This window comes from Microvirga lotononidis (genome assembly GCF_034627025.1).
Lineage (GTDB): Bacteria > Pseudomonadota > Alphaproteobacteria > Rhizobiales > Beijerinckiaceae > Microvirga > Microvirga lotononidis.
In genome coordinates, this window is record NZ_CP141049.1 from 382,879 (window position 1) to 405,560 (window position 22,682).

Genomic DNA, 22,682 nt, shown 5'->3' on the forward strand with positions numbered 1-22,682 from the left:
AACCGAAAAGTATCGTTGGACAGGTCCGAGAACACTTGCCATCGGCAACTTAGAGGTTAGACGAGCCCTAACCTATAGGTGGACATTCGCTAGTACCTTAGTTTCGGAAGTTACGTTATTATATGTCCAGATATAAGGCATTTCCAAGCTTGTCGCGCGATGCAGGTGATTATTTGCGCTTTACTGCGATGCCTTTGAAACATTGTTATCTTCGCTCGATACAGTAGCTGCCACCTTAATTCCTATACAAATGCCTTGCCATCTCCGGTTTGTTTGTTAGGTTGCATAACATACTCGATTGGAGAATGCGTATGCCCGGCTTGGCTGTCGGAATCGACATTGGCGGAACGAAGACACATCTGCGGGCTTACGATCACCAAAACTCGGTTCGGGACTTGATTCTCCCCAGTTCGCAATGGCGCGTTCGGGATTGGGACGCCGATGCACGTGCCTTGGTTGCCTTGGCACAGCAGCTGACCGATGGGGCTAAGATCGTGACGATGGCGATCGGTGCCCATGGCTGTGACAATCAAGCCGAATGCAGTGCTTTCGAGGCCGCTTTTGGTAGGCAAGCCGTGTATCCGGTCAAGGTCATCAATGACTCCGAGCTCCTACCGGCTGCTCTGTCCCAGACCGTTGGTATTGGCGTCGTCTCAGGAACAGGCTCTATAGCTGTTACGCGCAACAGCGACGGCAAGATGCTCGTTGCCGGTGGCTGGGGTTGGGTGATTGGTGACGAAGGCAGCGCCTCTGGGCTCGTGCGAGAAGCCGGACGAGCCGCAGCCGATCACATCGACACTGGCGGTTCGGACAGTGAGCCGCTGATCCAACTTCTCTTCGAAACCTTTGGCATCGACAACTCCGCCCGGATTGGCAGCTCCATTGCTGGGTCGGGGAGCGCCGCAGTGCTTGGACAACACGCGAAGGCCGTCTTCCAGGCCGCCGAGATGGGATCCACCCTCGCGCAACGCGTCATTCGGGATGGAGCAGGCGCTCTCGTCGAGTTGGTCGCTCGCCTGAAGCAGGTGGGGGCCGAGGCGACAAGTGCCGTAGCTGGTGGTGGCGTAATCGTGGCGCAGCCAATGCTTGCCAACGCGTTCCTCGAACAGATGGAGGAACGCTTCAATGGCGCGATTTCGGCTGAGATCTATGCTGGTCCCCCGGTAGAAGGCGCCTGCTTCATCGCCAAGACTATGAGAGACCGCCTTCAGGCAGGGCAGGGGACTGCACCCATGAGCAAGATCGCCTGAGCCGCTGCCGCCCAGAAGCAGCAGCCTCGCACAGTATTAAATGGGAGCGCGATGCCGGTCGGCTCGGTTCCCGATGTTTCCAGCTCCTATTTAACAGAAGGAAGTAGAGATGAGTTACAGATCGACGATTGCACGCCAACCTGACGCCCTTAGGCACTGCATCGAGGTGGCTGCGGCCGATGTCGAGAAGATCGATATTGCTCCCTTGGCCTCCGGTCTGACGGCAGTCACCGGCATTGGCGCGAGCTATGCAGCCGCTGTTGTCGCTGCGGGAGAGCTTCAGCGCAGGGGCAAGCGGGCGGTTGCGATCCGCGCCGTCGATCTCATGCAGGGCGGAGGGCTGGCCGATGCCATCCTTGCCCTGTCCTCCGGGGGACGCAGCATCGAGCCTGTCACAGCCATCAAAGCGAACCCAAGGGCGGCCTCTGTTGGCATCACCAAGGAAGGCAATAATCCGCTCGCTGCGGTGGTTCAATCGCATATTCGATACGATAGCGGATCGGATGCGACACCGTCGAGCACGGGCTATACCGGGTCACTCGTTGCGGCCGGCCTTCTGATTGATCGCGTGGTGGGATCATCCTCGGCAGATTGGGCGGCCCTGCCGCAACTTGCCTTGGAGATGCTCGAGCGCTCCGCGGCGAAAATGAGCCGGATCGGTGAGATCTTCCGTGATCGTCGCGCCATTGACTGCGTCGGCGCCTGCTCATCGCTCGGAACTGCGGATGGCGCCGCGTTGCTGATCCGCGAGGCCGCCCGAATCCCAGCCGCCCCAGCCGACACCCTGTACTACCTCCATGGTCCCATGGAAGCGATGGACAAGACTACGGGCGTTGTGGTCTACGGCGACGGCCGTGAAATCAAGCTGGCCCAGGATCTTGCTGAGATCGGTTGTGCCGTTCTGCTTGTCACATCGAGTGATATGGTGGAGGACAAAGGAAGCCTCAGTGTGCTGCGCGTGCCAGCGCTTGAGAACCAAATTGCGCGTGGCATCCTTAATATACTGCCGGCGCAGCTCCTAGCAGCGACATTGTCGGACGCGGCAGGTCTTACGGATACCAAGTTTCGCTACCGACAGACCGACACCAAGATCAAGGCGGACTGATCGCTTCCATACAATCGACAATGCGGCCAGTCAGGCTGCATTGTCACCCATGAGACGTTCCTGTGCATGCTCGGCCGCCAGTTTCGCGATGCCGAGCAATGTAGCGTTTGTGCCAAGTGAGCTTGTCACAATCTGTGTCGGGTAGCTCAAGCGATCTACTGCTTCTTGAACATAGGGCAGGAGGACTGGATTGCTACCGATGCCCCCGCCCAGAACGACAAATCCGGGATCAATAATGCTGACGCACGCAGCAACGAGGCGGCCGATGTCTTCAGCGTGACGCTTTATATGAACGATTGCTGTGTCATTGCCCTGTTCGGCCATCGCAAATAGGGCTGCAGCATCCTCTGGAGCCTCACTGTCGACTGGCCAAGCATTCGTGACGCGATGCATGAATGCCTCAGAGCCGATGTAGTTTTCCAACTCCTCGGGAACTGGCTCGCTGGTCGGGGTCCATGGGAAGGGAAGATAACTAATTTCGCCGGCCGCCCCGTTGCGCCCACGTACGAGTTCGCCCTTGAGCACAACTCCCATGCCGATCTTTACGCCCACCTGCAGAAACGCGAAATCCGCCCGGCCTGAGGCGGAACCGTATTTGCTCTCAGCAATCGCAGCACAGTTAACATTGTTTTCAAGAATGAGTGGAATATTGTTCGGCGGCTCGAAATCGCTGAAGAGATTTGACTGGCGAGTGGGAGAGGCGTTGGATGCGCCATCGTCGCTAACCCGCGTGGGCACGGCAATGCCGAGCACGCGCAACGGACCCCAGCTCTCCTCTGTCTTATCCCGAGCCTCTCGGACGGCCTGATCGACGACGCTGCTGATTTCCGCACTCAGATGCCGTTGATTTGATCCGAGCCTGTAGGTGCGGGAATACAGAGCTCTACCGTCCAAGGTGCTGACGCGTAACCGAATATGCGTAGAGCCAGCGTCGATAGCGATGATGTGGCCGGCACCTGAGCCAAGCCGATACATGGCCGCCTTACGCCCGGTGAGGCCTTGGACCTCCCCGATGACTTCCACATAGCCCAGCTTGCTCAACTCACCCATCGCAGCAGACATGGTCGGCCGCGAGAGGTTCAAGGCCTCGCAAAGCTGCGGCCGGGTTGCGGGTCCGGTCGATAGGAGGCGACAGAAAACTGCCCTCGCACTTAATGTGAAGCTTGTACGGGGGGCAAAAGAGCCGAGTTCTACAATCGCCACGCGCGCACCTTGATCATGACTGGGACCTTGGGACATCTACAAGAACCTGTGCCTCTTAGTAAAGGTAGCTGCTCTGGCAGGAATGGCTTAAGCGCAAGCATTCATAAGACTGCCAGGACCACTTGAGCCATCCTAAATGGCTACAGTAGATGCACAAAAAAATCATATCCGCCTGAATCGACACGGCGACATATGCACACCTCATTACACACCATGACTAATATGAGGTCAACTGCTTATATTAAGCTGCAGGATCACGGTAGTTCTTGAATTATACTATGCTATCCACGCTGGTCAAAACAATCGTTCTGAATTATACGGTCGCCAAATCAGACTAACCGCAATTCAAGCGCCACCGGAAAAGACCGCTTGCCAGCATGAGTTTGTTTGTTAAGATGCATAACAATGGCGCTGGTAAGGAAGTCGCTGAGGAAGGCGAGTGGCCGGCCCATAGGCAGCAAACCCAGAGGCAACCATGAAATTCAACAGACTTCTCAGCACAGGAACGCTCCTGGCTGCGGCCATACTGACGACCGGCGCCCTGCACGCTCAGGAGAAAGTCGTTCTCGACTACTGGGTCTATTCTGATTTTGCTCAAGGCGAGGCACTCAAGCTTCAGCAGAGCTTTATCTCCGAGTTCGAGGCCAAGCACCCAGGCGTCAAGATCAACATCGCTGGGAAGGGCGACGATGACCTTCTCACTGGCCAGATCGCCGGCGCCGCCAGCGGGACGGGCCCCGATGTATTTATGAATTCCACTTCGGCCGGAGCCGCGCTCGTCCAAGCCGGTGCACTGAAGAACGTCTACGAAGACTGGATGGCGATGCCCCAGGAATACCGCGATCAGTTCAACAAGGATCTGATTGCGATGTGCACGCCTAAGCCGCAGACGATGTACTGCCTGCCCTATACGGGCTTCGGCTCTTTCATGTTCCGCAACCTGACCGTTCTCAAGGAAGCCGGCATCGATCCAGCCACTCCGATCAAGGATTGGAACGATTGGGTCGCGCAGATGGAGAAGGTCAAGGCTAAGGGTAAATACGGTATCCCGGACATGACTCAAGTTTGGGGATCCTTCCTGAACATCTACTCCGGCATCGCCGAGCCCAACGAGTGGGGAGCAGACTTCGAGAAGAAGAAGACGCTGATCAATCCTGACAAGTACGCCAAGACAGCCGAGCTGTTCGTCAAGATGAAGCCCTATTCCACGGGCACGAGCATCAATGACCAGGCCACTCGGGACCTGTTCATCAGCAACCAACTCGCGTTCTACATCAACGGCCCCTGGGCCAATCCTCCCTTCGAGCAGGCTGCCAAGAACTCGAACCTCAAGTATGACTGGGTTCTCATCCCCGGCGCCCACGAGGGGAAGAACGGCGGCGTACAGGGCTATGAATTCATCGGTGTGGCCCCCAAGAAGAACGCCAAGCTCGCATGGGAGTTCGCTGCCTACGTGACCGAAAAGCAGCAGATGGTTCGATGGGCTGCTGCACTTGGTCGCTATAATAGTAATCAGGCCTCCCTGACGGATCCGGCCGTTGCCAGCCATCCGCTCCTGGCAATCACCTATAAGGCTGCGAAGACCGCTCTCTTCAACAAGCCACCGTTCTTCTCCGGCGTGTATCCGAACAGCTATTGGTCAGCCATCACCGACAATGCGTCGGCGATTGAAGATGGGAATATGACTCCTGAAGAGGGAGCCAAGAAGCTGATTGAGGAACTCAACGAGATCCTCTCCGACGGTTGATCTTGGGTCCTGTAAGCTCGTGATGGCCGGGGCTCCTGCTCCGGCCACAGTCGAGGTGATTTAAGAGGGATGGCATGTCTGCCCGGGTGACAAAGACCACGCCGCATTACCTAATGCTGCTACCATTCATGCTTCTGTTCGCTGTATTCTTCCTTTATCCTATCGTCAGCGGATTGATTTACAGTTTCTTTGATTGGGCTGGAGCGCAGCCGACAACCTTTGTCGCATTAGAGAACTACACAAAAGTTCTCAATTCCAGAAACTTCAATAAGGCAGCGTCTAATCTTCTACTTTACGTGTCGATCACAGTTCCATTGGGACTAACAATCGCTTTCTGCCTTGCTTTGCTCGTGGACAGCTTTTCCGGCTTCTGGGCTAAGTTCTTCCGCAGTGCATTCTTCATGCCCGTCGTGATGCCGCTGTTCCTCGCAGCAACGATCTGGCGCTGGATGTATGCGCCGAATTTCGGTCTTCTGAATACTATTCTTGGATGGTTCGGCTTCGAATCGGTTCAGTTTCTTAACAACGTGAACACGATGCTGTACTGCCTGATTGCGGTCGACGTCTGGGTGTCTGCCGGGTTCAACATGGTGATTATCCTTGCGGGCCTTAAGAACGTACCGAAGCACTACTATGAGGCTGCGCGGCTGGATGGCGCCAACAAGCTCCAGCAAATTTTCTACGTCACGATCCCATCGATCCGCCCTGTCCTGTTCTTCGTCGTCACCTACAGCCTGATTTCAGCCCTTCAGGTGTTCGATGTCCCGTGGCTTCTGACTGGCTCCTCCTTCGCCGAGTATGGCGGTAGGGCCAACACTCTTCTTTTCCCAGTTATGGATATCATGGGACGTGGGTTCGGCGCGGTGAAATTCGGTCAGGCCGCTGCTTATGGCTTTATGCTGACCGCCCTTATCATTGCAGTCACAGCTGTGATGTTCGCGCTCCGCAAGAAAGTTGGTGAAGTATGAGCGATGTTGCGAACATGGAAGTATCCGTCGCCCGATCAAAAGCGACAGGGACCAGACGGGCGTCCGAAGCACGCCGTCGCATTTCCGATGCGACTGTCTGGACTGTGCTCAAATGGACTATCGCCATCTGTGTGGCGATCGTCGCCATCTTCCCCCTCTGGTGGATGTTCAACGTCGTGTTCTCAGAACCTGGTGTTCCGGTCTCGATCAACCCGCGCCTGTATCCGACGTCGATCAGCGCTGGCCTGCGCAATATCGCGATTATCTTCACCGAAACAGGCTACCTGCGGGCGTACTATATCTCAGTTGTCTACACACTCCTGACCATCGGCGGCATCCTGCTTGTCAGTTCCATGGCGGCCTTCGAGTTCGCACTATTTGACTTCCCTGGCAAAAAGATAATGTTTGCCATCGTGATGCTATCTCTGATGGTACCAAAGGCGGTCACGCTCGTTCCAACCTACCTTCTGACAGTGCAACTGGGATGGCTGAACACGATGCAAGGGCTTGTTGTGCCAGGGCTTGCGTCAGCCTTCGGATTGTTCATGCTCGTTCAGTTCATGAAGAGTCTCCCAACCGAGATGATCGAAGCCGCGCGGCTGGATGGGGCGAACCACTTTCAAATCTATCTGCATGTCGTTCTGCCTCTGTCCAGAAATGCGCTCGTAACCCTGGCAATCCTCACCTTTATGCATACCTGGGGCAACTTTAGCTGGCCTCTCATCGTTGCGCCAAACCCAACGATGTACACCGTCGGTCAGGTAGTGGGATTGTTCAACGCTCCCTATTCACACACGACGGTTGACATCGCGATGACGGCCAACCTGCTCGCGGCGGTTCCTCCTCTGATCTTCTTCTTGATTTTCCAGCGACAGATCGTTGAGGGCATCGCTTCCTCAGGGAGCAAAGGCTGATCCAAGTCACCATAGCTTGAATTCTTTGGGCTCGGAGGTCCTCCAAGCCTGAAGGATTCGGCCCTGAGATCAAGATCACTCGTTTTGACAGACAAACAAGGTTGCTACTATGTCCGACCTGCAGATCGTAAACGCATCGAAGACTTATGGAACGGTTGGTGTTCTCAACCAGGTCAACCTTGAGATTTCCTCGGGCGAATTTGTTGTCTTTGTTGGCCCCTCCGGATGCGGGAAATCCACTCTTCTGAGAATGATCTCGGGGTTAGAAGAGATCAGCTCGGGCGAGATCTGGCTCGACGGGCGGGTAGTCAACGATGTCGACCCCGCAAAACGCGGGGTCGCGATGGTGTTCCAGAACTACGCGCTCTACCCTCATATGACGGTCTTCGACAACATGGCGTTCAGCCTGACCATGGCCGGCGCTCCCAAGAAGGAGCGCATGGAGCGGGTCGAGAAGGCCGCGGAGATTCTGCGACTCGGCCACCTGCTGGATCGCCGTCCCGGTCAGCTGTCAGGCGGTCAGAAGCAGCGCGTGGCCATTGGGCGCGCCATTGTCCGGGAGCCGAAAGTGTTCCTCTTCGACGAACCCCTGTCAAATCTCGATGCCGAGTTGCGCGTCCAGATGCGCGCGGAGCTCGTGCAGCTGCATGCCAAGCTTAAGTCGACCATGATCTATGTCACGCACGACCAGATTGAGGCAATGACCCTGGCGGACAAGATGGTCGTGATGAATGGCGGCGTCATTCAGCAGGTGGGTCGTCCTCTCGATCTTTATGACGATCCGAACAACAAGTTCGTGGCCGGATTCATTGGCACGCCCAAGATGAACTTCCTGAATGCGCGTGTGGCCCAGGTATTTGACGATCGGGTGGTCCTGAGCCAAATCGGCGGCACCGACACGGGCATCCTGGAGGTTCCGTTTCATCAGTTCGATCAATCCATCAAGGAGGTTCAGATCGGCGTGCGACCGGAGCATGTCCGGATCCTCGGCAATGTTGAGCCCTCCGCATCCATGCCCGTGACGGTCGCGCTCGTCGAGGAACTCGGCGACATGACGGTCATCCATACCGACCTGCCGAACGGCGAGCGGTTGACGGCGCAGAGCCATGGCGGGCGCTATGCTGGCATTGCCAACGCCTGTGCAACGGTGGATGCCACCCATGTCCTCGTGTTCGACAGGGAAGGCAATCGTCTCAGAGGTGCGAAGCTGTCCTGATATCGCCCTCTGATCAGGATCGATCCTGCCATGAACCAAATCGTGCTCACGCAACCTTGCGCAGTCATCTTCGATATGGATGGCCTCCTGCTGGATACGGAAGTTCTTTATCGTGAGGTCATGGCGGAGGCCTGCTCGGAGTTGGGCCACGAGATGGCGGTAGAGATCCACAGCCGCTTGATCGGCGTTCCAAAAGATCGCGGAGCCCAGATCTTGCTCGGGCATTTCGGTTCTGACTTCCCGCTTGCCGTGTTTCACGAGCGCACCGCCGCAGCCTTTGCCGCGCGGTGCGCGAACGCCGTTCCGGTCAAAAAGGGTGCCCACGAGTTGCTCCAGGAACTTCGTACGCGGGGGATCCCGACGGCTGTGGCGACATCGACCCACCGGGAAGCGGCTCTCGATCACCTTCACAAAGCAGGTCTCCTCGACTTATTTGAGACTGTTGTCACACGCGACGATGTCGAGCACGGCAAGCCGCACCCAGAGAGCTTTCTTACGGCAGCTCAGCGACTTGATGTCGATCCCAGGACCTGTTGGGCTCTAGAAGACTCTCACAATGGAGTGCGGGCTGCTCATGCGGCTGGTATGGCAACTATCATGATACCAGACCTCTTGGAACCGACAGCAGAGATCTCGAAGCTCTGTGCCACTGTTCTTCCCAGCCTCTTGCATATGGTGGGAGAATTGACGCGGGTCACTGGACGCTAGTTCTTGAACTCTGTGTCGTTGGGATCAGAGTATACCAACTAATGTACGCAGCACTGAAGCTGAGTTGGTGCCCGCTCACAGAGGGACACGAATCATGAGTATTAGATTAGTTCATGGACACCCATGCATTCGTGATTTCATAACGCCGGCATGGCTCTATTGCAATGCAGGATCCGCATATACGGTACATAGCGGCTTCATAGATGCCTCACCATGAATAAACGAGCGCGGCACCCGAAGATGCTGCGCTGGGCCCTTTTTGGCGAACGCCGATCGGCTCCGCGGCTAGATAATCTTTGTATCGGCCTGGCGATAACGAAACTTGGCGTTTGCAAGACCCCGCTCAGCCGAAAGGCGGGCGACGAGCAGTTGGACGGTCACGATCTGAAGAATGCTATCCGCCAAGGGATTGCCGACGCTTGGTACATGCAGTGCGATTAGATTAGCGCTGTCGCGCACGTCACTCCGATCTGAGATCAGAAGCGTTGGGCATCCGAAAGCGGCTGCATCCTGGGCCAGTTTGACCTCTCGCTTGCTTCCGTGAACCACCAAACCCATGCGCTCATCCAGGGCTTCGACTGGTCCATGGAGGAAGTTGCGCAGATCGAAGCCCGATGCGGGCAAACGAGCGGCCTCCCGAGCAAGCAGGGCTCCTTCGTAAGCCGTGCCGAGCAACTGGTGCTCACCGACGAAGTCGATGCTTACGGCGTTCGCAAAGGCCTTGGCAGCGCGCTCGACGGTCCCATGCGAAGAAGAGAGAACTTTGCTGGCGGCCTCAGGAAGGCGCTCCCATGCCGATATGCTTTGCCCAGCAAGATGGTCCGCCAGCATTCCGACGGCCTGCAGCGTCGTTGTGAAGCTCGGAGCGCTCGGACTTGCCTCAAGGCCGCAGCGAGTGACAATAACGCCTTGAACCACTGTCGAAAGAGGGTTCTCGGAATCCTTAGAAATGGCGTAAAGATTGCCAGTCACACTGCGCATCGCGTCGACCATTTCCAAGCTTCGGCCGGATGCGGAGAGTGCGACAAAGGATTCGGCCAGTCCCGACCGCTGCTCCAACAGGTCCGTCGGAGTGAAGGAGCAGGCCCGAAACCCACGTGACCGGAATTCCGCCGCAGCCGCCACTGCGGCGTATAGGCTGCCTCCAATTCCGACAAAGCCGATGCTCCCCTCCTTTAGGGGAGAGGCGTCGACCCGTAGTAGCGATTCCGCGATGGCAAAGCGGCTGGATTCCAGGCGCTCTGGTTGAAGGTCGATGCTCTCACGGAAGTTCATTTGCCATTTCCCAGTTGAAATCCTCAACGGGGAATAGGCGAGCCGAGCGCCGGGCTCTTGTACGTTTGTGCGAGATCCTACGAATCTGTGGGGCTTGTTTCCAGCTTGGCCTTACCAAATCTGCTACGCGCAGCACCCAATTGCGACGCGACGACTCTCTGGAACTCGCCTGGCGTCATACCGTACGTCCGGCGGAACTCACGGCTCATGTGGCTCTGGTCGCTAAACCCGGCTATGCTGGCGGCCTCGACCAAACTGACACCCGCCGAGATGGCGCGTTGAGCGGTCGCCACCATCATCTGAACACGGAAGCGACGTGGCGGCATTCCGCTGTTGTGGCGAAACCGGCGCGCGAATTGAAAGCGGCTCATCCCGAATTCTGCGGCGATCTCGTCGATTCGGTTCGACGCTGGGTCGAAGGCATCATCGGCTGATCTTTGCAGAAGCTGACGATGGCGCGCGGTCTCCTTCAGCGAGCTTTCCGTCTCCTCATCACAGACCAGGCGCTGCCGTGCGGCGCAGGCCGCAATCAAAGCCGTGACCGCGTCGATATTGACCTGTTGCGGATCCTGAAGAAGGCGCGACCGAAGATTCGTCATTGCGTCCAAAAGAAACCTGTCCTGCACGACGGGTCCCAGCAGTCGGGCCAGGGGGAGGCCTGGAAACAAGCCTGAGCAGGCCGTGAACCAAGCTTCCTGCGAAAAGTAGATCACAAAGTAGCGGTTCAGGCTATCGGTCCAGGAGCTGGCATGCGATTCAAAGGGATTTAGAAGGACGATAGAGCCTTTGGGCTGCTCGAAGATCTTCCCACCGGTTTCCAAAGAGGCCGCGCCGTCAATCACCGCGCCAATATTGTATGTGGAATGACAATGCATCGAGCCTGGCTCGGCCGGAGCGGCGATGTCGAACAGGTCGATTTCGCCGTCAATCCGCCAGTGGCGGACCTCTCTCGTTGTCGCCTCCGTCACCGCTCACCTCCACGATAACTTTTTATTCATTCCGGTCCCCTGCACACTGTTGATGGCGTGCAGAGGAGGCGGATGTCGTCACGGCAAGCCAGCGTCGACCCAACCTGTATGTTTTATGCTCCAACTGCCGGAATGCTGCAACCGCCACGATGCTGCACAAACATTCAAGATGGCAGACTGAACAGACGACTAGTCTGACGTCTGCGCTGGCAAACAAAGCGTGGAAGATCCAGATCGGGAACACAGAGGCAAAGATGACACTATATCACAGATCGGGGGCGTTCCTCGCGGCCGCATCCATGCTCCTCTCTGTTGGGACGGCCTATGCCGCCTCAAGCGGGGAGCAATGCGCCGCCGAGCTCAGCGCTCCAGTCGAATTCCGCATCTCGCATCAGAACTCAACGACAAGCCCGATCCATCCACGGCTGCTCGACGTCGTCAAGGACGTCGATGCGGCGACCAAGGGTAAGATCAAGCTGAATGTCTTCCCGTCCGCACAACTTGGCGGCGAAATGCAGGCGCTCGAGCAGGCTTCTCTGGGGCAGAACATCATTTTCTATACGACTTCCGGTGCCCTTGCGACGGCCGGCGTACCGGAGCTTAGCATTCTCAACGGCCCGTTTCTCACCGAAACGCTCGCATCGGCCCAAAAGCTCGCTCAATCGGAGTTGGTGAAAGGGTGGGAAGACAAGTTGGCGGATGAAGGCGGCCTTCGGATCCTCGCGCTCAACTGGTTCGACTCGCCGCGCTCCATTCTCTCGAACAAGGCATACCCGCAACCGGGCGATCTGTCGGGAATGAAGATGCGCGTGCCGGAAGCGCCGGCTTACGTGCGCACGTTCACACTCCTGAAGACCTCGCCGCTACCGCTCCCATTCTCCGAACTGTATCTAGCGCTGCAGCAGGGCGTGGTGAATGCCGTCGAGGGCGGAATCCGTGGTATGGACGATGCAAAGCTGATGGAAGTGGCAAAGACCGTCACCGTGACCAACCATTTCCGGATTTTCTACGGGTTCGCAATGAACTCAGAGCGCTTCGAAAAGCTGCCTAAGGCATGCCAAAAGGTGATGACAGAGCAGTTCAACGAGAAGGGCGATATCTATTCGGCCGGAATGGACAAAATCACTGAAGAAACCGTCGATTCATTGAAGAAGAGGGGCGTCACGTTCGTGGACGCGGACATCCCCGCTTATAAGGAGGCTACGCGCGGTTTCTACGAGATGTTCCCTGAGTGGCCCAAGGGCCTGTTCGAACAGGTGCAGGCTGCCATCAAGTGAGATCCGCCATGGTCAGAAGTATTGTCGATTGTCTTTGGCGGGGGATCGATGACGATCTCCCAGCTCTTCTGATGGCGATCATCACCGCCATGATTTCGGTTGATGTGTTCCTGCGGGATGCCGCAGGAGCACATATCCCGAACGGTGTCGAGATCGCAACATACGCCTTCGTATGGAGCGTATTCCTCGGCGCGGCAGGTGCGTCGCGTCGAGGTGATCATTTTCACGTTGATCTCGTTCAGAACAGCCTGTCGGGTCGTCCGCGCGTCATATCCTTCGTTCTCGTGGATGCCTTCTGCTGCGTAGTCGCCGCCATGATGACTGTGTCATCATGGCAGTACACGATGCGTAGCTGGCGCCGTGTTTCTGAGGGTCTCGAGATGCCTCTTGGATATTTCTACATGGTCTTTCCCATCGCGTTTGCTCTGATGGCACTTGCCCACGGATGCCACGCCTATCGCAACATCTTCAGGCGAAACTCACCATGAGCCTTCTGCTGACTCTCGACCTGCTCGGTATGATCGTTCTGATGATCCTTGGCGTTCCGGTCACCTTCGCCATTCTCGGGGCGGCTCTCGTCTATTACACGCTTCATCCCGATACCTCGACTTTGATCATGATGCAGCAGGTTCAGACTGCTCTTCGGTCCTTTCCCCTCCTTGCCATTCCGTTTTTCATCCTTGCCGGGACCACGATGGCCCGGGGAGGGATCGCCGAGAGGATCGTCTCCTTCGCGGATGCGTTGGTCGGTCATTGGCGAGGGGGCCTGGCCCAAGTGGGTGTTCTGAACAGTCTGATCATGGGGAGCATGACCGGCTCCGCAATCGCAGATGCGGCGGTGGATTCCAAAGTCCTCGTTCCGGAGATGCGCAAGCACGGCTATTCCCTGAGCTTCGCATCCGTGATCTCGGCCGCCTCATCGGTGATCGCGCCCGTGCTTCCGCCATCTACCTCCATGATCATCTTCGGTCTCCTGGGAAGCGTCTCAGTTGCCAAGCTCTTCATGGGCGGTGTCATTCCGGCTCTCCTGATCGCAGTCGTCCTCATGGCGACTGTCGCGGTGATCTCGCGGTTGCGTGGCTATGTGCCGGTGAGAGCCAAAAGGCTGCCAGCTTCGGAGATCATGAGAAGCTTCAAAGAGTGCTTCTGGGCACTCATGATGCCCGTATTGCTCCTGCTTGGGCTACGGGCCGGGATCTTCACGATCACGGAGCTTGCGGCGATGGCGGCTTTGTACACCCTAATCGTCAGCGGCTTGATATATCGCAGTGTCAGCCTGCGGGATGTCGGCGTGCTGTTCAAGGAGACGGCACGAACGACATCGGCAGTCCTCATCATCATCGGCGCCTCGGCCTCCTTCTCTTATATCTTTGCGATCGAACAAGTCCCTGTTCACGTGATCGAGCTACTGGCCTCGGTCAGCAGCAGCCCGATCGTCATTATGCTCTGCCTCAATATTGCCTTGCTGCTGATGGGCATGATTATCGAGGGGGCAGCGATCATGATCCTGGCCGCTCCCATCCTGGTTGGTATCGCGAACCATTTCGGCATCGACCCTGTGCATATGGGCGTGATGGTCGTCGTGAACCTGACCATCGGAACGCTGACGCCACCGGTCGGAGCAGTCCTTTATACGGTTTGCGCGATCACCGGCTGTCGCACCGGTGAGTTCATACGTGAGCTCCTGCCGTTTCTGGGGGCGCTGCTCGCCGTTCTGCTCGCGATCACGTTCTACTCGCCACTGATCCTGGCGCTTCCCAATTGGATGTATCAGTAATGCAAGCTACAAGCCCGTACATTTTCCCGTTTCGGCCCTTCCGACATCTCGATCGAAGCATCGAGACAGCGGTGTTCACCGGCTCAAAGACGGTTGGTACAAGTTTCTTCAATCCAATCCTCGATCTGCTTGTGCCAAGTCTCGAAGTCCCTGCGGGTAACGCCCTTGAGGATCGTCTTCTGGAGTTGTTCGTCGATCCCCGGGTCGTCTTCGGCGACCCCGCGTTTATCCGCTCCAGGGCAGACGACTGGAAGCAGAGGTTCCGCAATGTCATTGCCCGTGGAGAGCCCATGCTTTTCAGCATTCTCGGCTTTCCCTACAAAATGCCGGTTCCCTTGAAGACCAACCGGCATTTGGCGGATTTCGGAGAGGTCGCGTCGCTGGCTCGGCTGAATGAAATCGGCAAAGCCATTGCGAGGGTTTACGACCCGGGCGTGAAGATTCACGTGTTTACGGAGGGTCCTTTCAGCCAGCTGAACGGGATGCCGCGGGAACTCGCTGACCAATACTTCAAGTCCCTCCAGAAGGTCGTGGAGCGCTTCGGGTTGGGTGAGCACATCGTTTTGCAGGACTTGAGCCTCATCATCGATGAGCAGCCGGACTTTGCCGATGCCTGGAAGCAGCTGACGGAGGAGATCCGGCAAAGGCGAGATCGTGGCGATCGAGAGACGCTGGACGCGATACGCGATGCATTGCCTGTGCGCTTCCATAACATCGCCAATCCGGGTGTCAGTGAGGACGAACTCAGGCGCGCATACCTCAATGAGGAAAGTGCAACTTCCTTGCGCGCCAGTATTCAGGCGCGGGCGGAGGAGGGGGTGCTGCGCTACCGCGCGTTCCTCGAAGCGCGAGACCGCATAAACCTTCTCGAGCGCTATGCCCCGCATGCGCTCGCCATGACCGTCTCGCCACGTCCGGGCAGGCTCGGTGTCCGGCCTCTTCCGGCACCTGCCGACGTGCTGCCATATCATGGCGTTCCTGTCTGGAATCCGCAACGGCAGATCCTGGAGATCGAGTATCTTTGGGACCTTACCCGCGGCAACGGGCGCTATGAGTGTATCTACCTTGATGGGGATTGTGAGAATAAGCCCTTCCTCTATGTTCGGAGCTGAGCAGTGAACGCCTCAACTCTCGCCTTCGACTTCGGAGGAACAAAGATCGATGTTTGCCGTATGGGGAAGGATGGCTCCATCCTTGTCCGCGATAAGGTGGCGACGGCAAGTCTTGAACCGGGTTCACCATCCTTCCTCCATCGCGCATTCAATCTCATGGCTGAGTACGTCACCGATGGCGACGACAAGATCGGGTTGAGCTGGAACGCGCCGGTCCATGAGGCAAGGCTCACGCAAAGTTCTCTGCTCGGAGGGCCGATCTCGGTAGATCTCGGCGGGATGCTGGTCGAACGCTTCAAACGCTCGGTTCAGGTCGAGAGCGACGTCCACGCGATGGCGCTGGGTGAGTATCGGTTCGGTGCAGGCCGATCCGGGCTGCCATTCCTGCTCATCAACATGGGCTCAGGCGCGGGGCTCGCCTATCATAACGGAACGCTCATGCGCGGCTACAGTGGCGGTGCGGGGCTTGTTTGCAGCGAGCTCTTCGATGTTCCCGAAATCGGCGAGAAGGTGATCGTCGATCGTCTTCTTTCAGGTCGAGGAGTGGCCCATGTGTACCATCGGCTGACCGGTGCAACCCTTACGGCCGCCGAGGTGACAGAAAGAGTAATGGACGATCCCGCGGCTGTGAGAACGTTTGAGATCATTTCAACGTATCTGGGGCGCTACCTCGTCACGATGTGCCGTATCTTCAATCCGAAGACGATCGTCTTCGCCGGATCTGTCGCGCGGGCCTCACAGCACTTCCTTCCTGACGCAATCCGCTATGCGAATGATGTCCTCGAACCAGCCTGCCTTCCTGCGAGTATTGTGGCCTCAACGCTCGAGGCCCCGGCCTGCCGGGGATTGGTCTAGAGAATCCTTCGGTGAGGTGGACCCGGTTCACCGTCAAACAACGCGGTAACGCAAAGTAGAGAGTTAATTCCCCGCACGTGGAAGTGGCTCTAACCGCGCAGCCGTTTCGGCAGTCACTTTCGTCCTTAGCCCTTCCAGGAGTGTATCGCTATGGCTCAGGCAACCAGCCCCTATGTTTTTCCGTTTCGATTGTTCCGAAATCTCGACAAGACCGTGCCTCTCGCTGAACTTTCGGCAGACAGGACGGTTGATCGGACGTTCTTCGAGCCAATGCTCGACGTGCTTGCTCCAGCCTTGTCGGTTCCTGCAGGCGATACACTTGAGGATCGCCTTCTGTCCTTCTTCGCCCAGCCGTCAGTAGTGTTCGGCGATCCCGAGTGGATTCTCTCCCTGGCCGATCAATGGAAAGCCGACTTCCGGTCTTTCATCGAGCGGGGCCAACCCCTGCTCTTCACGATCCTGGGCTTCCCCTTCAAGGCTCCGGTGCCTCTGAAAACCCCGCGCATGCTCCCTGATTTCGGGGAAGTCGTCATGCTGAAGAGGCTTAACGAGATTGGGCGCGCCATCGCTGCCGTCTATGCGCCCGGCGTAAAGATCCATGTCTTTGCCGAAGGTGCCTTCGCTCGCCTGAACGACATTCCGCAATCCGATGCGGATCAGTACTTCCAGGCCCTCGAGAAGCTGGCACACGATTTTGGCTTCTCGGAGTACGTCGTGCTGCACGACCTTCAGAAGGCCGTTGAGGATTTGGATGGATTTGAGAAGGTTTGGTCCGAGGTCAGCGCTGAAATTCGTCAGCGTCGTGATCGTGGGGATGAGAAAACCGTGATCGCCTTGCGGGATGCACTTCCGGTGACGTTCCATCTCATGCGCAATGAGGGCGTCGACGATGACACCCTGCGCCGCGCCTACCTGAACGATGGAAGCGCGGAAACCGTTCGCGCTGACATTCAGCGCCGTGCGGAGGAAAGCGTGCTCGGCTATCGTGGCTTCCTCGAAGCCCGGGATCGGGTCAGCATGCTCGAGCGCTATGCCCCGCGCGGTGTGGCGCTGACTGTTTCCCCGCGCCCTGGCCGCATTGGGGTTCGCCCGCTTCCGGCTCCCTCGGACGTGCTGCCGTATCACGGCGTTCCTGTGTGGTCGCCTGAGAGCAAGGCGCTGCGTATCGAGTACTACTGGGATCTCATTCATGAAGCAGGCAGCTTCGAGCCGATCAAGCTGCAAGGCGACGCCGATCCGGCTCCGTTCCTGTATATCGAGCAGTGAACGCAGAGCCGACCCGAAGCCTATTCGCGGATCAGGCCGGACATCCCCAAGGGTGTCCGGCCGCTCGCCTGTCCGATCCCCCAAACACAAGTGGCTTACCCGTCGCAGATCCAACCTACGGGGAGCAATCTTTGCTGGATCCTAAGATTCCGGTTGAAAGCTACGATGATTTGTAGCAAATTCGTCAGACGGTGGCGACACCGTTTTCCTCCCTGACTGGACGGGCGCTGAGATCAGTCGCGGTGTCCGTCCCTTTTTGGATGAGGTGGCATGTATCAGCATTTGACGACGCTTCCTCTGCCTGAACGGACGCCCGTCCCCGTGTGCGATCTGGTGATTGCCGGCGCCAGCGGCGATTTGGCCATGCGCAAGCTCTTCCCGGCTCTCGTCCAGCGCATCTCCGAAGGGGTGATTCCCGAGGCGAGCCGCATCGTAGGCATCGTGCGCTCCGGGGAGACGGAGGACGGCCTGAAGGACGGCGCCGCCACGCGCCTCAAGGAGCAAGGCCTGAAGAGCCCCGACATCGACAGTTTCCTGCAGCGCCTCAGCTACGTGCGCGCCGATGTCTCGGATTCAGCCACCATGGGGGACCTGAACGCTCGCCTCGATGATCCAGGTCGCGTGCGCGCCTTCTATCTGGCCACTCCACCTGACTTGTTCATTCCGGCAGCCCGGGCACTCAAAGGCGCCGGGTTGCTCGAGCATGACAGCCGGTTAATCCTTGAGAAGCCATTGGGCCGTAATTTGTCTTCCGCCCGTGCAATCAATGATGCCGTCGCTGAAGTCTTGCCCGAGGGCCGGACCTATCGGATCGACCACTACCTGGGCAAGGAAACCGTCCAGAACCTCTTGGTCCTGCGCTTCGCCAACAGCCTGTTCGAGCGCTCCTGGTCGCAACGCGACATCGACCATGTCCAGATCACCGTGGCCGAGACGGTCGGACTAGAGAAACGGGCCGACTACTATGACCGCGTGGGGGCGTTGCGAGACATGGTGCAGAACCATGTTCTTCAGCTCCTGTGTCTCTTCGCCATGGAGCCGCCCAACACGCTCGACGCCGATGCCGTTCGAGACGAGAAGGTGAGGGTCCTGCGGGCGCTCCGGCCTATCGAAGGCCGCGACGTGCTCCGTTACACCGTGCGCGGGCAATACATGGCGGGCTCGATCGCGGGCCGGCCGGTGCCCGGCTATGCCGATGAACTCGGACGAGACAGCGGCACCGAAACCTTCACGGCCCTGCGCTGCGAGATCGACACCTGGCGCTGGGGTGGGGTCCCCATCTACCTGCGCACAGGCAAGCGCATGGGGGCGCGCTGCTCCGAGATCGCGGTCACGTTCAAGAGCGTGCCGCACTCGATCTTCCGCGACAATCCCGAACCCAACCGGCTCGTCATCCGCGTTCAACCGGACGACGGTGTGCAACTGCAATTCATGATGAAGGTCCCAGGCAGCGGGCGCCTCAAGCTGGTGCCCCGCACGCTCGACCTGCGTTACGACACCGCCTTTGGCGGGCGCACGCCCGATGCATACGAGCGTCTTCTGACCGACGTTATCCGGGGGGACCAAACCCTGTTCATGCGCCGCGACGAGGTCGAGGCAGCTTGGGGCTTCGTGGATCCCATCATCGAGGGATGGAACGAGTTCTACGCGACACCGCACCGCTATGCAGCCGGATCGTTCGGACCGTCGCAGGCGGTGGGCATGATCGAGCGCGATGGGCGTAGTTGGGCCGAGCCGGAGGTACAAGGGTGATCGAGGCGGCGGTCGATTTCATCCGCGCGCCTGGCCTGCGGCGGGTTTCGCAGCTTCTGGCGGACGACGTGACTCGCATCCTGCGGCAGGCGATCGGCGGTCGAGGTCGGGCGTTCCTCGCCGTTCCCGGTGGAACAACACCGCGGGAGTTCCTGACATTGCTGGGACAGCGCAATCTGCCGTGGGAGAGCATTGCCGTGATCCCAACGGACGAGCGGGACGTTCCACCGGACGATCCCCGCTCCAACGAGCACATGATACGGCAGTGCCTGCCCTTGACTTCGGGAAGCCTGGTGCCGCTCCGTGCGGTCGGCGCGTCCCTCGAAGCGAGCGCCACGGCCTTGTCGACGCAAATTAGTGCCATGGGCCCCCTCGACGTCCTGGTCATCGGCATGGGAGCGGATGCCCACATTGCCTCGCTCTTTCCAGGCGACCGGAGACTCGACCGAGCCGGGCGAGCAACGTCTCCGGTGGTGCTCGCTTCCCGTCCAGCCGATTTGGAGCCGAGATTGTCCCTCGGGCCAGCTCCCCTAATGGCGGCGCGATGGAAGGCGCTGTTGATCTCTGGTCAGGACAAGCTGGCGGCACTGAATCGGGCGTTCGTGTCGAATGATCCGGTTACCGCACCAGTCCGCCTCCTGTTCGAGGACGGTATTCCACCCCGCGTCTATTATACTGAATGAAGGTTGCCATGAGGTCGTTTGCGCCCACCGTACAAGTCCTTGAGGACGTCGCTGCCCGCATCACCCTTCGCTCGCGCGAACTCCGGCGCGAGTACCTCGCGCGGATCGAAGAGGTTCGCCGCAGCCATCCACCCCGGCGCAAACTCTCCTGCGGAAATCTTGCTCATGCGGCGGCAGCCTGCTCGGCTCACGAGAAGATGCCGGTTGCCACGGGCAGTGCGCCGAACCTAGGCATCGTCACCGCCTATAACGACATGCTCTCGGCGCATCAGCCCTTCGCTGCCTATCCAGACCTGATTAAGGAGGCGGCGAGCGGGCTCGGTGCCACTGCCCAGGTGGCCGGCGGCGTGCCTGCCATGTGCGACGGCGTCACCCAAGGCCAGCCGGGCATGGAACTGTCCCTCTTCTCTCGCGACGTGATTGCGATGTCAGCGGCGATCTCGCTCTCGCACAACGTGTTCGATGCCGCGCTCATGCTCGGCGTCTGCGACAAAATCGTGCCGGGCCTCGTCATGGGAGCGCTCTCCTTCGGTCATCTGCCGACGATTTTCGTGCCGGCGGGCCCCATGCCGACGGGGCTCTCGAACGACGAGAAGACGCGCGTGCGCCAGGCCTATGCCACCGGTGAAGTCGGGCGCGATGCGCTGCTCGCCTCGGAGATGAAGAGCTATCACGCGCCCGGGACCTGTACGTTCTACGGCACGGCCAACTCGAACCAGATGATGATGGAGATCATGGGCTTGCACGTGCCCGGATCGGCCTTCGTCCCACCCGGAACGCCACTGCGCGAGGCGCTCACCCGCGAAGCCGTGCGCCTGTCCGTGGAGGCGGCTCGGGCGCCCGAGGGCGTGCGCGGCATCGGTGAGCGTCTGGGTCCGAAAGCGTTCGTAAACGCCATTGTGGGCCTGCACGCCACCGGCGGTTCCACGAACCACCTGCTTCATCTCGTGGCTATGGCGCGCGCAGCCGGGCTCGTGATCACCTGGGAGGACTTCTCCGATCTCGCGACGGTTGTGCCACTCCTCACCCGGATCTACCCCAATGGTCCGGCGGACGTGAACCAGTTCCACGCGGCCGGCGGCATCGCCTTCGTGATCCGCGAATTGCTGCGCGGCGGGCTTCTGTTCCGCGATATCGAGACCGTGGCCGGCAATGACCTTGCGGTCTATGCCCGCGAGCCTTGGCTCGACGATGGTCGGCTCGCCTATAGGGATGTGACGGATGAGTCGCCCGAGCCGTCGATCCTGCGACCTATCGACGAGCCGTTTCAGGTCACAGGGGGGCTGGCTCTCATCTCTGGCAATCTCGGTCGGGCAGTGGTCAAGACCTCCGCAGTGCAGCCGGAGCGGCGGTCGCTGACGGCGCCTGCGCGCGTCTTCGAGAGCCAGGAGGAGTTCCTCGACGCGTTCAAAGCCAACCAGTTCGACAATGATACCGTCGTGGTGGTGCGCCAGCAGGGCCCGAAGGCAAATGGTATGCCGGAACTCCATGGGCTCATGCCTGCCTTGAGCGTGCTGGAAAGCCGCGGCATCCGAGTGGCGCTGCTGACGGACGGCCGTCTATCGGGTGCATCAGGCAAGATCCTGAGCGCGCTCCACGTGACGCCGGAGGCGCAGAGCGGTGGCGTGATCGGCCTGATCCGCAATGGAGACGTGATCACCATCGACGCCTCGGCAGGCCGCCTCGAGGTGGCGGCGGATACAGAGACATTGGCCACGCGCCTGCCGGTGCGCTCAAACGCGGCGGGCGGGCTGTCGCTGGGGCGCGATCTGTTCTCGACGTTCCGCGTAACGGTCGGCCCGGCCGACCTCGGCGCCGCCAGCCTGTGGTCGGACGCCGCTTGAGCCCGCACCATCAACCCCAACGCTTGCCGAACGAGAGACCCACGATGTCGAAGGCCGGTCCGCTTGCAACAATCCTGAGCCAGGCGCCTGTAATTCCGGTGATCCAGATCGAGGACGTCGCCAATGCCGTGCCGCTCGCCAGAGCCCTTTTGGCCGGTGGCGTGCGGGTGCTGGAGGTGACGCTCCGAACCGAGGCTGCCTTTGAAGCCATCCGCCGCATCCAGGCCGAGGTGCCGGAAGCCATCGTGGGCGCGGGAACCGTGCTGACTCCGGACCAACTGGATGCGGTTGCGAATCTCGAGGCCGCCTTTGCGGTCAGCCCGGGAGCCACACCGGCTCTCCTCGACGCAGCAGCGGGCTCACCCGTGCCGCTGCTGCCGGGGACAACCACCGCCAGCGACGTCATGGCGGTCCTGGAGCGCGGCTACACCCACATGAAGCTGTTTCCAGCGGAGGCCGTGGGTGGTGCGGCCCTGTTGAGCTCCCTGGCTGCGCCGCTGCCGACCGCCCGCTTTTGTCCGACCGGTGGGATCGATCAAGAAAAAGCCAAGCGCTATCTTGCCTTGCCGAATGTGGTCTGCGTGGGCGGATCGTGGCTGACGCCGCGTGACGCCATCCGTCAGAGTGACTGGAACCGGATCACCGAGTTGGCTAGGACGACACTGAGCCTCAGAGAGCAGAATCCACAGTGACACCATGCCTTGAAGCAGCTTCCCTGCGACAATCGCTCATGCGGTTCGTCACTCGACCTGCGGAATGTTG

20 protein-coding genes are annotated in these 22,682 nt (G+C 59.0%); 17 read left to right on the plus strand and 3 right to left on the minus strand.

All coding sequences use genetic code 11. From position 1 onward, the window contains the following. Positions 1-311 precede the first annotated feature (311 nt). Both U0023_RS25280 and U0023_RS25285 read left to right on the plus strand, forming a co-directional pair. Positions 312-1,250 (plus strand): N-acetylglucosamine kinase, encoded by a 939-nt coding sequence (locus tag U0023_RS25280; protein ID WP_009762423.1) that lies wholly within the window; start codon positions 312-314, stop codon positions 1,248-1,250. A 109-nt stretch (positions 1,251-1,359) separates the two neighbouring features. Further along, positions 1,360-2,355 carry an SIS domain-containing protein gene (locus U0023_RS25285; protein WP_009762424.1) on the plus strand — a complete coding sequence of 332 codons (996 nt, stop codon included), beginning with the start codon at positions 1,360-1,362 and terminating at the stop codon, positions 2,353-2,355. A 30-nt stretch (positions 2,356-2,385) separates the two neighbouring features. On the opposite strand, the gene U0023_RS25290 is transcribed toward U0023_RS25285, so the two are convergent. Beyond that, positions 2,386-3,417, minus strand: coding sequence for an ROK family protein (locus U0023_RS25290; protein WP_245272951.1), 1,032 nt, complete (start codon positions 3,415-3,417; stop codon positions 2,386-2,388). A 616-nt stretch (positions 3,418-4,033) separates the two neighbouring features. Here U0023_RS25290 and U0023_RS25295 point away from each other — a divergent pair. From U0023_RS25295 to U0023_RS25315, 5 genes are all read left to right on the plus strand, one after another. Continuing rightward, positions 4,034-5,305: an ABC transporter substrate-binding protein gene (locus tag U0023_RS25295; RefSeq protein WP_009762426.1), complete on the plus strand. Its 1,272-nt coding sequence runs from the start codon at positions 4,034-4,036 to the stop codon at positions 5,303-5,305. Between the two features lie 74 nt (positions 5,306-5,379). Next, on the plus strand, positions 5,380-6,273 hold the full coding sequence (locus U0023_RS25300; protein ID WP_009762427.1) for a carbohydrate ABC transporter permease: 894 nt from the start codon (positions 5,380-5,382) through the stop codon (positions 6,271-6,273). Between the two features lie 14 nt (positions 6,274-6,287). Then, entirely contained in the window at positions 6,288-7,187 is a 900-nt protein-coding gene (locus U0023_RS25305) for a carbohydrate ABC transporter permease (protein ID WP_052600626.1), read from the plus strand. Between the two features lie 109 nt (positions 7,188-7,296). Continuing rightward, entirely contained in the window at positions 7,297-8,403 is a 1,107-nt protein-coding gene (locus U0023_RS25310) for an ABC transporter ATP-binding protein (RefSeq protein WP_009762429.1), read from the plus strand. A gap of 30 nt (positions 8,404-8,433) precedes the next feature. Next, positions 8,434-9,111, plus strand: coding sequence for an HAD family hydrolase (locus U0023_RS25315; protein ID WP_009762430.1), 678 nt, complete (start codon positions 8,434-8,436; stop codon positions 9,109-9,111). Positions 9,112-9,396: 285 nt separating this feature from the next. Here the strand turns inward: U0023_RS25315 and U0023_RS25320 are convergent, their stop codons facing one another. Together U0023_RS25320 and U0023_RS25325 are read right to left on the minus strand one after the other, a co-directional pair. Beyond that, positions 9,397-10,386, minus strand: a complete 990-nt coding sequence (locus U0023_RS25320) for an SIS domain-containing protein (RefSeq protein WP_009762431.1) — start codon at positions 10,384-10,386, stop codon at positions 9,397-9,399. A 77-nt stretch (positions 10,387-10,463) separates the two neighbouring features. Then, positions 10,464-11,354: an AraC family transcriptional regulator gene (locus U0023_RS25325; RefSeq protein WP_009762432.1), complete on the minus strand. Its 891-nt coding sequence runs from the start codon at positions 11,352-11,354 to the stop codon at positions 10,464-10,466. Positions 11,355-11,608: 254 nt separating this feature from the next. On the opposite strand from U0023_RS25325, the gene dctP reads away from it, so the two are divergent. The 10 genes from dctP to U0023_RS25375 all read left to right on the plus strand — a co-directional run bounded on the left by dctP (position 11,609) and on the right by U0023_RS25375 (position 22,612). Next, on the plus strand, positions 11,609-12,631 hold the full coding sequence (gene dctP / locus U0023_RS25330; RefSeq protein WP_195904191.1) for a TRAP transporter substrate-binding protein DctP: 1,023 nt from the start codon (positions 11,609-11,611) through the stop codon (positions 12,629-12,631). Positions 12,632-12,639: 8 nt separating this feature from the next. Beyond that, on the plus strand, positions 12,640-13,119 hold the full coding sequence (locus U0023_RS25335; protein ID WP_009762434.1) for a TRAP transporter small permease: 480 nt from the start codon (positions 12,640-12,642) through the stop codon (positions 13,117-13,119). Beyond that, entirely contained in the window at positions 13,116-14,408 is a 1,293-nt protein-coding gene (locus tag U0023_RS25340; RefSeq protein WP_009762435.1) for a TRAP transporter large permease, read from the plus strand. The genes U0023_RS25335 and U0023_RS25340 overlap by 4 nt, the downstream gene beginning before the upstream one ends. Then, positions 14,408-15,520 (plus strand): L-tyrosine/L-tryptophan isonitrile synthase family protein, encoded by a 1,113-nt coding sequence (locus U0023_RS25345; protein ID WP_009762436.1) that lies wholly within the window; start codon positions 14,408-14,410, stop codon positions 15,518-15,520. Before U0023_RS25340 ends, U0023_RS25345 begins: the two co-directional genes overlap by 1 nt. A gap of 60 nt (positions 15,521-15,580) precedes the next feature. Then, positions 15,581-16,375 (plus strand): ROK family protein, encoded by a 795-nt coding sequence (locus U0023_RS25350; protein WP_040638580.1) that lies wholly within the window; start codon positions 15,581-15,583, stop codon positions 16,373-16,375. Positions 16,376-16,525: 150 nt separating this feature from the next. After that, positions 16,526-17,641 (plus strand): L-tyrosine/L-tryptophan isonitrile synthase family protein, encoded by a 1,116-nt coding sequence (locus tag U0023_RS25355; protein ID WP_009762438.1) that lies wholly within the window; start codon positions 16,526-16,528, stop codon positions 17,639-17,641. A 270-nt stretch (positions 17,642-17,911) separates the two neighbouring features. After that, entirely contained in the window at positions 17,912-19,393 is a 1,482-nt protein-coding gene (gene zwf / locus U0023_RS25360; RefSeq protein ID WP_009762439.1) for a glucose-6-phosphate dehydrogenase, read from the plus strand. Then, positions 19,390-20,076: a 6-phosphogluconolactonase gene (locus U0023_RS25365; protein ID WP_009762440.1), complete on the plus strand. Its 687-nt coding sequence runs from the start codon at positions 19,390-19,392 to the stop codon at positions 20,074-20,076. Before zwf ends, U0023_RS25365 begins: the two co-directional genes overlap by 4 nt. An 8-nt stretch (positions 20,077-20,084) precedes the next feature. Further along, positions 20,085-21,920, plus strand: coding sequence for a phosphogluconate dehydratase (edd, locus tag U0023_RS25370; RefSeq protein ID WP_009762441.1), 1,836 nt, complete (start codon positions 20,085-20,087; stop codon positions 21,918-21,920). Between the two features lie 44 nt (positions 21,921-21,964). Next, complete coding sequence (locus tag U0023_RS25375; protein ID WP_009762442.1) at positions 21,965-22,612, plus strand: bifunctional 4-hydroxy-2-oxoglutarate aldolase/2-dehydro-3-deoxy-phosphogluconate aldolase; 648 nt, start codon at positions 21,965-21,967, stop codon at positions 22,610-22,612. Positions 22,613-22,682 lie beyond the last annotated feature (70 nt).